Origin of the sequence: Bacillus massiliglaciei, assembly GCF_900098925.1 — a bacterium.
Lineage (GTDB): Bacteria > Bacillota > Bacilli > Bacillales > DSM-1321 > Peribacillus > Peribacillus massiliglaciei.
The window spans coordinates 842,600-857,412 of sequence record NZ_LT622360.1 but is presented as its reverse complement, the minus strand read 5'-3'; the positions used below and the strand labels follow the sequence as shown (position 1 = coordinate 857,412).

Here is a 14,813-nt window from a genome sequence, read left to right as displayed (position 1 = left end):
TCAGATGCACCCCTTACAATTTAAATTTATACATATCATGAAATAACTCACTAGAAATATTCAAAAGCTCATCGGATTGAAGCTGTAAGGATTTTAATAAGTCAGCTAAAATTAAGGTAATCTGAGTCGTTGATTCGGAGCGGGTATTTGATATGTCTCTTATTTTCTCGATACTTTCTAATACGTTTAACATTTCCTCATTTTTAGGAGCTTTTTTTAATGCTTGCTCCAGTCTGTTCAGAAAATCAGTAATTTCAAAATTATCTTCTCTTGCATTTGCCGTTAAATCGAGTGATAAGGCATATACAGTATCTACAGAACTATCAGTCTCTGATTTTAATTCCTGAGATAAATGCTGGACTTTCTCTGCCTGTTTTGTTGTATCCTTTAATACCTTATTTAATATGGCAGTCATATGATTCGTGCTGGCAGAAAGACTGGCTAATTCTCCTTTTGCTTTTACATTACTCTTAGCAGTAAAATCTCCAGATTCCAATTGTTTAATCTGTTTGATGATTTCCTGAATCTGCTTATAAAGTGAACTGAAAAATCGAGCCGTTAATATAAACAAGGCGAGTAACGATACTGCGCTGAAGGCAATGAGTAAGATCGCTAACTTATGCAGCGGTTTACTAATCACACTATAATCTAAGGCGACATAAATAACTTGTCCGTTCTCCCTTGGTATAAACACTTTGTATAGTTTATCTTCACCTTCTCCGCTTATATAAGAAGTTCTTTTTGGATCTTTAGCCATACCTTTTAGAATTGCTTTGTCTTTCTTGTTTGCAAGGGCAAACTCTCCGTAAACAACCTTTTTTAAAGGGGGATACATTTTTTCGGCTAAACTGGGATCAGCATAAACACGAGGTTCTAACACAGCTACTTCCTTAGCCACTTTATTGGTATTCACAACATTTTGAATCCAGGTATCAGGGCCGACAGACTGTGTGAATTGATATACTTCATTTGCTTCAATGAACGGGTTTATGACGAAATCCTGACCCTTTTTATGATAGTATGCATATTTAAAAAAGGTCGGTTTATTTTTATGGGAACCCGATTGAGAGGTAAGTAAAATAATTGTATTTTCATCTACATAACTTTCACCATTTTGCACAGGCATTTTATTATCAAGTAAATGACTCAATCCGATAAAACCAGAATCCTCGGCCCCTAATTCTTTTTTAAAACTAAAACCAATATCGTTCGGCTCCGTGGATTTTGCTCCTACGATATCATCTGATTCCTTAGTGAAAATAGTGATGCCGCTTATTTCAAATTCACTGCTGATCCTTTTCAACTCTTCGTTTGTGATTTCTTCAACCTTTTTATTTTCAAGCCGTTCACTGATTCTTTCTGCTATGATTTTTAACCTGACATCTATTTGTTGTTCTATAGAGCGGGACGCTAGGTCCGTTTCCTTTATTCCCTGTTCTATACTGGTTTCAATTTGTTTTGCTTCGTTATTTACATCATTGTTGATTTGTTTGCTTAAATAGTAATACTGAATTGAACCGAGCACTAACGTTATGATAATGAAAACAAGAAATATTTTAATAATAAATTGATGTTTCAGTGTATTCCCTGTCTTGAATTTATCCATCTTGCTCCTCCGTAAATTATGCAATGAATGATTTCAATTTTATTTTATCAACCTTTCCTTGCGTCATAGGGAAGGCGTCAAGTGAAATGATTTTATCCGGGATTTTATAAGCAGAAATTTTCCCTTTCAGTAAACTTCGTATTTCAGACGCGCTTATGCCCTCTGACACAACAAAAGCTGCTACTTGCTCTCCGTATATATCATGTGGGATCCCTATAATGACTGCCTGTTTGATACCTTCTATTTCAGAAAGCACAGCTTCAATTTCACCTGGAATGACTTGCTGTCCGCCTTTTTTAATCATGTCTTTCTTTCTGCCCACAATTGTAATAGAACGATTGTCAGATTGTAATTCAACTAGGTCACCTGTTGCATACCAGCCATTTTCAAAAGCACTATCTGTCAGCTCTTTATTGCGATAATACGCGGAAAATACGGCACCTGTTCTGACCAGAAGCTCACCATTTTTAATTGTAAAATCAATCTCTTTATAGATAGTATGCTCCAAGCCCGAACGAAGATTAGCGAAACCGATGGCTCCGATTTCCGATATGCCATACTGTGATGAAAATTCACAATGATCCATATCCGGAAATTGGTCAGCAAAGTTCTCCGGCATTCTTTCTCCGCTCAGGCATACTAACTTTAAATTAGCGATGACTTGCGGACATAAATGAACGGCAAAAGAGTAAATTGCTTTAAATATAGATGGGGTTGTAACGATTTTATTGCAATTCGCTTGTTTCATCGTCTGGATGATGGCTGGCAGATCAAATGATGATGGAACAAATACATTTGCGCCGGCTCGAATAATGTTGGTCATCGATTTAATTCCATAAATGGTACTGGTTGAGGCGTAGAATAAGACGTTATCCTCAGAGTTAATTTTTTGGAAGTCACTTATTAGCTTGTATGAGAAATCAAATACCTTCATATTAAATACGAGTCCCTTTGGAGTGCCGGTACTGCCTGAAGAGCAGCAAATGAAATCTTTCCCCTCCTCATCAAGTTCTTTTTCTTCCCCGATGAAGTGAGTAAGGTTCCATTCTGAGCAACTGTCAGATGTGAAAATCTGTGTCTTTTTATTAGAACATTCAGCCCATGTTTGGATGACATCTGAGAAATGAAATCCATTATGCTCTGTTATGGAAAAGATTATATGAGGATCAAGCAGTTCAAGCACTTTTGTCAAATCTTCATGTCTAAATTGCCAACTGAGCGGAATGACAATACCTCCTAATTTATTGACAGCAAACAAAAGAGAAAGATATTCTTCGATAACAGTTACCAGCAAGCCAATCCTCTTTCCCTTAATATCCAACGGTGCCAGTAATTTTTCATATCGCTCAGTTAAAATACCTATATCCCGGCCAGAAAACGAACCATCAAAGGTAGTCAGTGCAATTTTGTCTGATACTGGATTTATAACTTTTTGAATCAATGGAATCATTTTGTTTCACCTTTCACGATGTTATACAGTCCGCCCACTGTGTGAATGTGTTCAGAATTTAGTACGAGTCTCTCAAAAGGGATCTCATATTTTTCGGCAATTCCTATCACAACGTTTACCATTTGAAGGGAATCGATATCAAGATCATTTTTAAAGGAACTGGACTCGGAAATATCTTCTGATTCTATTTCAATAATTTCGAAGATGCTCTTGCAAAATTCGTTAAATCTCATCCAAACTCTCTCCTTTGAACCATTGGATAGAACGCTTTCTTATTTCTTGTAACTTCTCATCGCAGCAATGCCCGGCCTCCTCATACTCAATAAGCCGTTTAGGGTTTTCCAATCTGGAATATAGATCATATATATCTGAACCCTTCACCATGACATCTTGTTTACCATGAAATAGAAGAACGTTCTTACTTAATTCAAGTTTATCTGGACTGGGCAGGAAGCCACTGTTGAAGTCTTCTAAAGCATGATGCATTCTTTCTTTGAAGTAGTCGGGCATTTCGGTTTGAGTCCCGCACGGCGGGCTGACTGCGACAGATTTGCTAATGAAAGGATGCTGACTGCCTTCAATTGCCCATGCCGCCCCCGAGCTGGTACCAAAAAGATGCAATGGGTCTGATGGAAATTTTCTATGTGAAAACTCGATTATACGATTCAGAAACAGTCCCCAGCTTTCCGTGCTTGCTTTATTGTCTTTGTCAAACACACTTCCCCCCTGACCAGGTCCATCAAAGCTTATGACAGTAAATCCAGCTTCAGCAAAGTCCTTTTCATAAGAAAATAATTCTTCTTTTGGAGAGTCAATCGGATTAACAATGATTACAGTCCCTGCAGAGTTTACAGGGACTCTGACTCTGCCAATATGCTTTCTTCCATTTATAGTAATCTTGTGAACCGTTATTAAATCATCGGATAACGCATCCGCTTTATCGAACTGATTCTGTACTAAAGCATGCCAGGCATTCTTATTAATATCTGGAGCAGGATATACCCACTGAATTAAACAATAATAGAGTCCTGACAGCCTGTAATATTGTTCGGCTTCTGACTTGTTGCCTTTTTTCTTATATTCTTCTGCCCTCAGCGAATGACTGAGCGCACTCTCACTCAGTATCGAGATCCAGCCATCCAAAGAGGCAAGCGCAATTCTATTGGAATTTAAAATGCTAGGTTCTATTCCATGAGCGAACCAGCGGCTCCAAAAGCCATCTTGCAGGACGCTTGTTAAAAGTGTTTTATGGATGGTTCCATCTATTGACGGAATCACTTTATTACCTTTCATTTAATAAGTGTCAGCCCCTTATTCATAAGTGAATTCAAGAATTAATGTAGAACCGTTTGATGAGGTCCTCAGCAATACCCTGCTTGCAATTTTCAGCATTAGGGTAAAGCCCTGGCCAAGTGATTTTTTAGTTGAATAGCCTGCCATTAATGTCGTATAGGGCAGTGATTTTAAAGGAAATCCTTTTCCGTTATCTTCTATTATTATATTGATAGAAGATTCTTTTTTTACGATACACAGGCTGCCATAGTTTGCATGTTTCAGGATATTGGTAATGCCTTCCGATATAAGCAAGACATAACTGGAAACTTTGCTCGGTGACAGTCCCTCATTTATTAAAACTTCTTTGGCAATATTTCGAACTTTTGGGATATCCTCTTTCGCGGCGACCGGCTCATGGCATAGGACTTCGCCGCCCTTAAAAGATTGAACTTCTTCATCTTTTATAAGAAGGAACTTCCTTTGAGTTGAAGCATGAAGTACATCTCTATACACTTCCCAAATTTTTACGTCCTCACTAATTTGGGCTTCTGCAGGCGGCCTTTTATTAAAATACAGACTGTCATCCGTTTTCAGCATCTCATAAACTTCCAGAAGGCATTTATGGTACGTGTCCAGTAAGTGCATTTCTTTTATTTTTATATATACATCTTCATTGGTCTCCATCCATGAAACGAGGGAATACGCCAGAAAGAGAAGATAATCTTCTATATTTTCTGTATCTGCTTTTTTTATCGTTTTATGAAAGGATGAATAAATCAAGATCCCTTTATCACAGCCCTCGATCTGCACCAATTGACCAAGCTTATTTGCAATCCAGCCGACTACAGCCCCTCTTTGATGTTCTTGTAATGAGTTTATAGTTAAAGGCACCGGCATTGCTGCACTTTCCTGTAATTTTTTTGTTCCCAGGATCCTGCTGAGCAGCGGCTTCATCGCTTGTCGACCTCCTTGTTACAGTACCCCCATTGGCGGCATGATTGTTACTTCATCTACTGTTGCACCATCCGGCTGACATAGCAGATAAACCAGATGTTCAGCAATTGTTTCAGGAGGAATCATTTTTGAACGATCAGGCACTTGATTCATATGGTCCCAAAATTCTGTGTTCACCGCACCTGGTAAAACAGAGGTCAGTTGTACGCCAGTCCCTCTCATTTCCATTTGCAGCACCCTCGATAAGCCTAATGCTCCGAATTTCGAAGCAGAGTAGCCTGCGCATCCTGCTAAAGCATTACTGCCGGCGATCGAAATGATATTTAAGATCTTGCCTGACTTACTTTCTATCATATGATTCCCAAAATGTTTACAAGTCAGAAAAGTCCCTCTTAAATTCACTGAAATCATCCGGTCAAAGTCCTCAGTACTTAATTCAAAAGCCGATTCAAAATTCCCGTAGCCCGCGCAATTAATTAATGCATCGATCGAGCCCAGTTCATCCAACCCACTAATTAAAAAGTTCTTAATAGATGCTTCATCTGTAACATCAAGATTAGCTTCTACTTTTTTGGTATTTAGTTCTGCGGAAGTATTCACTGAATGTTGCAACGTTCTTGAACCAATTAACAGATTGGCCCCAAGCTCACTCAGGAGCAAGGCTGCAGCTCTGCCGATTCCTTTGGTGGCACCTGTTATGGCTATGTTTTTACCTTTTATCCTTTTTTTGTCAATCATTATTTTTCCCTCTCGCCGAAATATTCGAAATAGTTCTTTTCCGTTTCCCACAGTCCAATTTTATAAAGCTGAGGAATATGAGGGGCCAGCAGCTCATAAATCACCATTGCAACTGCTTCAGATGTTGGATTTAATTCTGCAAACTCTTCTGTATCCAAATTCAAATGTTTATGGTCGAATTTATCCAGAATGACCTTTTCGACTATCTCATCTAATTGAGCTAGATCGATAATCATACCGGTTTGATGATGGGGCTCACCGTGAACTTGTACATCAACATAATAATTATGACCGTGTCCATGAGGATTATTGCACTTGCCGAATATTCGTTTATTCTCTTCATCAGATAAATGGATGCTGTGCAGCCGGTGCGCTGCACAGAAATGATATTTTCTAGTTAAATAGGTCATCCCGTTTAGCTTCCTTTCAGCGGATAGGTAATGGTTTTCATTTAATCGAAGCCTGTACAGTTCACAGCCTTCAAATTTATCATGCAAGGCATTCCAGATATAGTTGACAAGGTTCTCTGTTGTAGGAAGATTTCTTTTGAAAAATGGCAGCTCTTTATTCAGGAATTTCCCATCCAGTTCCTTGGCTATAAATGTATTCACTATGTGCTTTATATCTGTTGTATTTACAACAATGCCAGTCTTCCTATTAAAGTTTCCTCTGACCATCACTTCTAATTGATAATCATGTCCATGGCCGTTCTGTCGATGGCACTTACCGAAAGCTGATTCATTTTTTTCTTCTGACCACTCCGGTACATGATAAAAATGTGCGGCTGAGAATTCTTCCCGTCTAGATAAATAATGCATATAGGTCTGTCCCTTCTATTTCTTAAACTCTGGAAACAGCCCGTTCAAACTCTTCACACAGGGCTGTATTTTCAGCAAATGAGCCTTTCTTTATCGTGGTTACTGTTGAAGCACCAGGTTTTTTCACCCCGCGGGCACACATGCATAGGTGACTCCCTTCAACCGTTACAATCACACCCTTCGGCTGAAGAACCGTATGAATGGCATTTGCAATCTCATTTGTCATACGCTCCTGAACTTGAGGACGTTTAGATGACAGCTCTACCAATCTGGCAAATTTGCTCAAGCCTACCACACGGCCATTTGGTATATATCCTATATGAGCTTTTCCGAAGAAAGGAATCAGATGATGCTCGCAAAATGTATAATACGTAATATCCTTAACCGTTACGATCCCGTCATAGTCTTCAGCAAATGTGGTAGTAAGTGCCTCTTTGGGATCCACTCCGATACCAGAGAAAACTTCGCGATACATTTTAGCAACTCGTTTAGGAGTATCTAAAAGCCCTTCACGTGAAACGTCCTCTCCTAATGCAGTTAAAATGGCAGAAACACTTTCTTCAATCTTGTCATTTTCTTTTAATACTTCTTCTATTGGATGCAAAACATTTGAATTAGCCTGTAACATATAACAACACTCCTGAATATTTTAAATTTGACCTTATAAAGTTCCTTATTTTTGGCATACAAGGGGACACTTGACTTTTGAAAGAGAAGTTATCAAATGATATTCACTCAACTGAGCAAATTTACCCCTGCACAAAAGGTCTTTGTAACCACCTGAGGTTTAATGGTTTGACTTTGTTTTCTTATACTGTAAGAACTATATCTTTTTTCTGATTGTTCCGTCCAATCCATTTAGGGCATTTCAGAGGCTAAGTAGGTCTTTTCAATCGTTTATTTTTAGTTTTCAGACAAAAAAAGGCACATATTGAGACTTTTTGCTCATAATAACGCATTCAAGTTAATGAGTCTTTTTTCTCACTTATGTATATAATTAGGATGACATTTCTAGTCGAAAGATAAGACAGGGCCATCATTAATAAAGAAGAACATTCTGTAATGAATCAGCCCTCTTTAATAGAAAAAGCCGAATTAATTCAACCTTCTACATGTAAAAGTTGAATTAATTCGGCTTTTTTCATTGGAATGCATATTTCTTACCCAGTATCATTAGATTAATTCAGAAAGCGTTTCCTGAACCTCATTAAATTTAAGTTTCGAAATATTGGCTTTTTTGGGATAATTCGAAAAATGAGCAGTGTAAGATTCTCCTATTGGCTGAATATGCACGATCTTTTTCAAGTTCACTAAAAATGATCGGTGAGTTTTACAAAAGTCGCCGTTTAATTTGTCTTCAAAAGATTGCAATGCCTCATTTGTCTCATACTGTTTATCCAAAGTATGTATGATCGTTTTTCTGCTTTCTCTTTCGAGGAAAAGAATATCATCTACCGGCAAGTATAAATAAGAATTATTTGTTTTCAAAGTCAGCTTTTTTACCTGTTGAATAAATTTTAATTCGGCAGATTTTAATAATGCAATTGTTTTCGCTGCCTTGTCTAAAGAGGTGCTGAATCTGGATATTTCTATTGGTTTAATCAGATAATCCAAAGCTGACAAATTAAAAGCTTCAACTGCGTATTCATCAAACCCAGTGGTAAAAATAACTTGTATAGAAGGCTTGAATTGTTTACATACTTTAACGGTTTCTATTCCGCTCATCCCCGGCATATTAATATCCACTAATATAATGTCAGGAGAATCATTCATCACTAATTGAATTAATTCCTCTCCAGATGCAGCCTCTCCAATTACCATAAAATCCGGAAACAATTCAATATAGTGTCTCAAAAGCGTTCTGGATGTTTGATCATCATCTGAAATTGCAATTTTAAATTTCCCCATTAGGCTCCCTCTATTCTAAAAAAATTCCCTATATATATACATATCGGAATTTTTTATCAGTGACTTTAGAAAAAACAGATCACTTTATGGAATTTTTAAAAATATCTTCTCCCACTATTTCAGAAAACTGCATTATTTCAAAAATTTGTTTAACCTGCTGATCCACACATGAGATTGAAATATCGGCAGGGGGTTCCTTCGTTTTCATTGAATCAATTAAACTAATCAGCAATCCGATACCTGTTGAGTCAACGAACGGAACATTAGCCATTACTATAGTAATCTTTTGAAATCGGTCTAAGCTAGGCAAAATACTGTCATACATGATTTCTGTTGCATCAATGTCCAGATCACCGTAAAGCTGGACTATGACGGCTCCATCTTCATGAGATGGCTGGATTTCAAAAGTAAACATGGCATTCTCCTTTATATAAATAATAACTTGGTTATTATACTACTTCACAACACATTTATATAGTTCTTATGTAACAGATTAAACATTTTTATAGTGTATTAAAGAAAAAAATCACAGGAATAGGTCCTTATACCGAAACATCTCATTTCTTCAACTTCTAAAATAGAAAACATTTTACAATCGAACGCTGCTGTGCAGGTTTAAGTTGAAGCTCTTCCTCAAGCTGCACTCATATTAGTGACGGCGGTTGCTTACATGAATCTCACAAACTTTACTTTCTAAATAGAATATATTCTCATGAATCGGTAATTGTCCAACTAATTTGAAGCATGCAAGACAGATTTTGTAGTTTTTCAAACAAGATTACCCTTCTTTTGCAGCTAAAATAGGACATCTCAATACAACAAAAGACCCGATTGATTAAATAAAGAAGCGGCCCCGGTTACCAAGGCCGCCATACTTACGTAAGGTATTTATTTATTTTCGTCAATAATTCTTCTATATTTACTGGTTTTGTCACAAAATCCCGAAATCCTTTTTTCAAAGTCATTTCAATGTCTCTCTTCATTGCATTGGCACTGACAGCAATGATTGGAATATGCTTGGTATGACTATACTTTTGCAATTCATCAAATACTTGATAGCCATTCATGTCTGGCAGGCTGAGATCAAGTAAAATTAAACTGATTTTCTCATTTAACGCTTTATCTATTCCGTTCTTTCCTGTTTTTGCCCATAGCAATCGATGGTCAGTCCATGTGTTTATGATTTCATTTATTAATTCAATATTTGATTGATTGTCTTCAATATATAATAGATGTGCAGAGTTCTCTTCTTTTGTTTCTAATAAAACTGTTGATCTGTTCTCCATTCTTTTATGAGTTTCGGAATCTGTATTAGACAGAAGGCTGATTTGAAAAATGCTCCCTTTCCCTTTTGTACTTTTTACCTCAATTGTTCCGCCCATCATTTGGATTAACTGTTTTGTTAATGAAAGACCGATGCCGGTTCCTTCAACATTGGTTCCTTTAATCCGGTAAAAAGGTTCAAAGATTGCCTCTATCTCGTCTGGATGTACACCGATCCCACTATCCTTGATGAAAATTTTAATACCTTTATCTGTTTCTTTATATGAAATTTCTATTCTCCCTTCTTTCACATTATATTTAATAGCATTATCCAATAAGTTTAAAATCACCTGCTTTATACGGGTTGGGTCAGCTTTTATATATACACTGTCTTTCCCTGCTGCTTGATTGACTATCCTAAGTTTATGGTTATTTGCCAATGGCAAAACCATGGCAACACATTCAGTGATTATTTTTACAATATCTATGTTTTCAAATGCAATTTTCAGACGACCGGTTTCAATTCTGGACAGATCTAGTACTTCATTGATCAGACTTAATAAATGACCTCCGCTTTTGCGAATTTCTGTCACGAATTTCTGCTGACGGATATCTAACGTATGATCCAGTTCCAAGAGCTGTGCAAAGCCCAGTATCCCGTTTAAGGGAGTCCTCAGTTCATGACTCATTTTTGACAGAAACTCTGATTTTGCCATATTCGCTTTCTCTGCTTCTTCTTTTGCCATTTGTGAGGATAATTGAAGATTGATTAATTCTGTCAAATCTTCAAATGTCCATAAATGCACATTGTCTTTCTTAGGTATAGCCAGCATGGTATAGTGCATCCTAAATGTACGCCCCTCATCTGAGCTGACTAGTTCTGTTCTTGTTCTGCCTGCCTTTCTAATTTCAATCAATTCACTGCTTAATTCAGCATTTTTAGAAAATCCATGTTTAAATTCTGAGGCCTTTTTCCCAATAAAATTTTCTAGCGGATTAATCTTTAACATTCGTTTCAAAGATGCATTTGTTAACAGTGTTCTTCCGTCATTGTCGGTGACAGCAATGCCTGTTTCCAAGTTGTCGATTAACTCCTGATTTAAAGTATAGGCTTCCTCCGCCATGCTTTCCTGTTCTTTCTGTTCTGATATATCAGAAAAGGAGACCAATGCAGCCTGCTCATTTGATAGGAAAAGCGGCATGGAATTAATTTTAATCCATCTCTTCAAGAGTCCATGAGTTTTCACTCCCAGAATAGCATTATTTACAGCTATTCCTTTATTAATTGTCTGTATACCTGGCAATTCATCATACGTAACCACTGCTAAATCTTCATCAACAAATTCTATTCCCCGATTTGCCAATTCTTCTTCATTAAAAAAACCTGATGGTAAGCCAAGCAGCTTCTCCACATTCTCATTTAGGTTTGTTAAGCACCCGGAAGGATGGACAATAGAAATCCCTTCAAACATCGTACTGAGAACCGTCCGATATAGATTTTCCTTTTCCTTTAATTTTACCTCGACTGTCTTTCGGTCTGTAATATCTACCGCAGAACCAATTACCTCTGTAATCATTCCATTCTTAATGATTGGGGAAAGCGAGCAAAGGAAATGTATTCCTCTCGCTTCTCCTTCAAATGTCATAAAATCTCCTTTCCAGGCTGCATCATAGTGCGGAAGTATGAATTGAATGACATTATTTTCAGTTTCAAAACTGAATTTCTTTCCAATAATCTGCTTTTTCTTTAAATTCATTTTTTCCATAAGCTGTCCATCAGCTAAAGTATGAATATAGGAATCGCCGACTTTAATAAATTTAAAAATCAAACCTTGATGCCTATGGACTGTTTCTTTTAATTCAATTTGGGTTTTTACAATTCTTCCTTTGTATTCGATTAATTCATTAATATCTTTTGCAAGCACTAGATAACTCGATATTTTCATATTCCTTTCCAAGTTAGGCACTAATGTAAACTTTAATTGATACTCATTTCCCTCTTTGTTTGTAACTTTTCCTGAGGACGTTCTGACAATGCCGTCATTTGCCAGATCTAAGAGATCTTGAATTCCATACTGCTCGTCCTTATCAAAAAATAATGAATAAAAAGGAATACCCATTAAATCTTGTTCTGTATAATTTAAATCTGAGGAAACTTTAGGATTCACTTGCTTGATCAGTCCCTCTTCATTCAAAACAAATATTAAAGAATGACTATTTTGAAAAAGCGAAAAAAATCTTGTTTCAAACTTCTTGTCATTTTTTCCTTTTGTCATAAGCGTTTTGTAAAATAAAATAAACGCCGGCCCTATAATCAAAACATAAGACCCAACAACACAAATTTTCTCTGTCCCGGCTACAGATAGCAAAAGATACCTGCCTATAAAATAAAAATGAGTCGCTAATCCTATAACTGTTAACATTATGACCGGTATCTTATAATTCAATAAACTCTCCCTTTCAAGCTTCAATTATTCCGTACCTTAAAGCAAATTAATAGGTGTGATAAAAATTTTAAACCTTGCGAAAAAATAAATTAAATCTTTTAAACACATTTTAGCATAAGAAAACTGCCTATTTTTAGTAAACAGGCAGTTTGGCAGTTTAATTATTTTCCGTATCTTGTTCATCTTCAAGAGGAATCTGAATCATTTGATTGGATCCGGTAGCTTTAGGCGTCTTACCATCCCATTTTTCAATCCATTTGTTCTGTATGACTTCTTTTGAAATGGATTTCTTGATAATGTCGTTATAATCAGCGATCGCTTCTGCTTCAATTTTCTTCTTTTTTGCTTCTGCTTCCGCGATTTTCAATTCAATTTGTGTTCTTTCCAATTCTTGAGCGGCTTCAACCCTTTTATCAATGGCGGCCTGGGTCGATTTATCCGGTTTTGGCACACCAAGGGTCAGATTGTCAACCGTAAAGCCTAGGTCTGCAATATCATCAGAGAATATTTTCTGTACATTTACAGCTGCATCAGATGATTTTTCCCCGTATGTATCAATAACTGAATACTTTGCAATGGCTTTCCGTCCAGCATCCCACAGCCTGGTCCGTAAATAGGTTTCCTCTATTTGTTTGACTTCGACTGGACCAAATTTATTAAAGACATCCACAACTTTATCAGGCTGAATACTGTAATTGTAAGCAAAATCAATCGTTATATTTTTCCCATCAGAAGTTGCTACCTGAATATCACTGTAATTAACCGTCTGCATCCTAACCGGATATTCAGTTACTTTATCGAAAATGCCGACAAGATGCCATCCTTGCGGAAGTGTTTCACTCTGAACGCCGCCATTTGGACTGTAAACAACTCCCACATAGCCATTAGGGATTTTCTCAATAAAAAGGGCTAATATCCCTATACCAAGCAGCAAAGCAAGACCGATTATAAATCCTCCAAGTACCTTTTTACTTCTGCTGCTTGCTGTTTTTTCCTTCTTCATCTGTTTCCTCCTCAAATTTCTGTTTTAACTCAAATGCTTTTTCTCCCACTTTTTTAAAGGAAGGAGATAAAATCAGCCAAATCCCGATACAAATTAACAAAATGACTAAAACAGACCCTATGATTACTTTCATTCAAGCCCCCCCCTTTATTTATATATTTTCAGGTATTGTTTCAGGCCTTAAATTTCACGTCTTTTATGAAATAAGTCTTTGGAATTGGTTCTAACACCTCGTTTCATTTCAAATACGTGCAGTCTTTCACATTTTTACGCAACAAGAGATTTGGCTTACAAAGTTATCCAATTCAATCATACCGTGAGATGTATCGTATTAAAAGGCTAAATTCAGACTTTTGCAGTGGAAAAATGTTTGAAAAATGTGAAGATCCCTTTTTATAAAAAGGAACATGAATAGATTATAGTAGCAGAGAAGAATGTTAGAGATGCGGAGCCATTATTAGAAGATTGAGGTTTTACAGGCATAGTATAGGCAATCCATTTACAGTTTCATGATAAACGGATTGCCTATATATTTTGTTTATTCATTTTTTAACTTTCCCTTCTGACTATATCACCTTTTACTTACTTGATACGGGAGATAACGGACTTGGCTCATTAAATATGTAAGATAAGAATTTAGTTCAAACTTATCTTCCTTTATGAAGTCCTTTAATGATACTTTATTTTCCTTTTTCATGTGAATCCCTCCTTTCTTATTATTTAACCGAAATAATTTATCTATAAACCTTTCATTCTATCCATATATCTTTCAATGATTGCTGTACAGAAGAATCGGCAGAGGCTCCGCCTGCGCCTCATACCATGATAGCCACATTTGCTATCCAACCTATTTACATTATATTTGAAAACGCTTACATTTTCAAGAGTAAATTTGTTATTCTATCCCAGTTTTTCAATAATTATTATAGTGTAATCATAAAACCAGCAATCTTAATTTCAGAGAATAAACATTCCCCAATAAATATCATCATAAAAAAATTCCCCCAATATATGATAAGGAGGAATACGGAAAAGTGTTCTTATTATGAGTGTGACTCCATTTCTTCTTTCTTTTCACGTTTTCGGTCAGAAATTACTTCATAAATCATAAAAAGCAGCAATGCTCCGCAAATGATTTTAATATATAAAGGAATATCCGCTATAAAAAAATAAAGGACAGCAGCGGCTGTTCCAAGCATACTAAACCAAAAAATAAGATGTTTTAAGATCTTTTTCAAAGTGAGATGCCTCCCCTCATAAGATGTGATCAGCATTTGCCTACATTATACCACTAATTGTTTAGGAATTTCTTTTGCTGTTCACTCACAAATGCTTCTTTTCTCGAAAATAT

The 14,813-nt window shown here is 36.5% G+C and carries 14 protein-coding genes; all 14 read right to left on the bottom strand.

The genetic code is table 11. The features are described from left to right. Positions 1–13: 13 nt before the first annotated feature. The 14 genes from BQ4305_RS20755 to BQ4305_RS20695 all read right to left on the bottom strand — a co-directional run bounded on the left by BQ4305_RS20755 (position 14) and on the right by BQ4305_RS20695 (position 14,700). Positions 14–1,606, bottom strand: coding sequence for a methyl-accepting chemotaxis protein (locus tag BQ4305_RS20755; protein WP_110929605.1), 1,593 nt, complete (start codon positions 1,604–1,606; stop codon positions 14–16). A 16-nt stretch (positions 1,607–1,622) separates the two neighbouring features. Next, positions 1,623–3,056, bottom strand: coding sequence for a class I adenylate-forming enzyme family protein (locus BQ4305_RS20750; RefSeq protein WP_110929604.1), 1,434 nt, complete (start codon positions 3,054–3,056; stop codon positions 1,623–1,625). Beyond that, on the bottom strand, positions 3,053–3,289 hold the full coding sequence (locus BQ4305_RS20745) for a phosphopantetheine-binding protein (protein WP_110929603.1): 237 nt from the start codon (positions 3,287–3,289) through the stop codon (positions 3,053–3,055). Before BQ4305_RS20745 ends, BQ4305_RS20750 begins: the two co-directional genes overlap by 4 nt. Further along, positions 3,279–4,349 carry an alpha/beta hydrolase gene (locus BQ4305_RS20740; protein WP_110929602.1) on the bottom strand — a complete coding sequence of 357 codons (1,071 nt, stop codon included), beginning with the start codon at positions 4,347–4,349 and terminating at the stop codon, positions 3,279–3,281. Before BQ4305_RS20740 ends, BQ4305_RS20745 begins: the two co-directional genes overlap by 11 nt. Before the next feature lie 18 nt (positions 4,350–4,367). Continuing rightward, positions 4,368–5,285, bottom strand: a complete 918-nt coding sequence (locus BQ4305_RS20735; RefSeq protein ID WP_110929601.1) for an ATP-binding protein — start codon at positions 5,283–5,285, stop codon at positions 4,368–4,370. An 18-nt stretch (positions 5,286–5,303) separates the two neighbouring features. Next, on the bottom strand, positions 5,304–6,023 hold the full coding sequence (locus BQ4305_RS20730) for an SDR family oxidoreductase (RefSeq protein ID WP_110929600.1): 720 nt from the start codon (positions 6,021–6,023) through the stop codon (positions 5,304–5,306). Continuing rightward, on the bottom strand, positions 6,023–6,841 hold the full coding sequence (locus tag BQ4305_RS20725; RefSeq protein ID WP_110929599.1) for a 6-carboxytetrahydropterin synthase: 819 nt from the start codon (positions 6,839–6,841) through the stop codon (positions 6,023–6,025). Before BQ4305_RS20725 ends, BQ4305_RS20730 begins: the two co-directional genes overlap by 1 nt. Before the next feature lie 22 nt (positions 6,842–6,863). Continuing rightward, positions 6,864–7,469 carry a GTP cyclohydrolase I FolE gene (gene folE, locus BQ4305_RS20720; RefSeq protein WP_110929598.1) on the bottom strand — a complete coding sequence of 202 codons (606 nt, stop codon included), beginning with the start codon at positions 7,467–7,469 and terminating at the stop codon, positions 6,864–6,866. Positions 7,470–8,014: 545 nt separating this feature from the next. Beyond that, on the bottom strand, positions 8,015–8,749 hold the full coding sequence (locus BQ4305_RS20715) for a LytR/AlgR family response regulator transcription factor (protein WP_110929597.1): 735 nt from the start codon (positions 8,747–8,749) through the stop codon (positions 8,015–8,017). A 79-nt stretch (positions 8,750–8,828) separates the two neighbouring features. After that, positions 8,829–9,164: an STAS domain-containing protein gene (locus BQ4305_RS20710; RefSeq protein WP_110929596.1), complete on the bottom strand. Its 336-nt coding sequence runs from the start codon at positions 9,162–9,164 to the stop codon at positions 8,829–8,831. A 460-nt stretch (positions 9,165–9,624) separates the two neighbouring features. Beyond that, entirely contained in the window at positions 9,625–12,459 is a 2,835-nt protein-coding gene (locus BQ4305_RS20705; protein WP_110929595.1) for a hybrid sensor histidine kinase/response regulator, read from the bottom strand. A gap of 157 nt (positions 12,460–12,616) precedes the next feature. Then, positions 12,617–13,462, bottom strand: a complete 846-nt coding sequence (locus tag BQ4305_RS20700) for a prohibitin family protein (RefSeq protein ID WP_110929594.1) — start codon at positions 13,460–13,462, stop codon at positions 12,617–12,619. Then, a complete protein-coding gene (locus BQ4305_RS21740) occupies positions 13,428–13,595 on the bottom strand; it encodes a hypothetical protein (RefSeq protein ID WP_199880781.1) in 168 nt (55 codons plus the stop codon). Before BQ4305_RS21740 ends, BQ4305_RS20700 begins: the two co-directional genes overlap by 35 nt. 910 nt (positions 13,596–14,505) lie before the next feature. Next, positions 14,506–14,700, bottom strand: coding sequence for a hypothetical protein (locus BQ4305_RS20695; protein ID WP_110929593.1), 195 nt, complete (start codon positions 14,698–14,700; stop codon positions 14,506–14,508). Between the last annotated feature and the right edge of the window lie 113 nt (positions 14,701–14,813).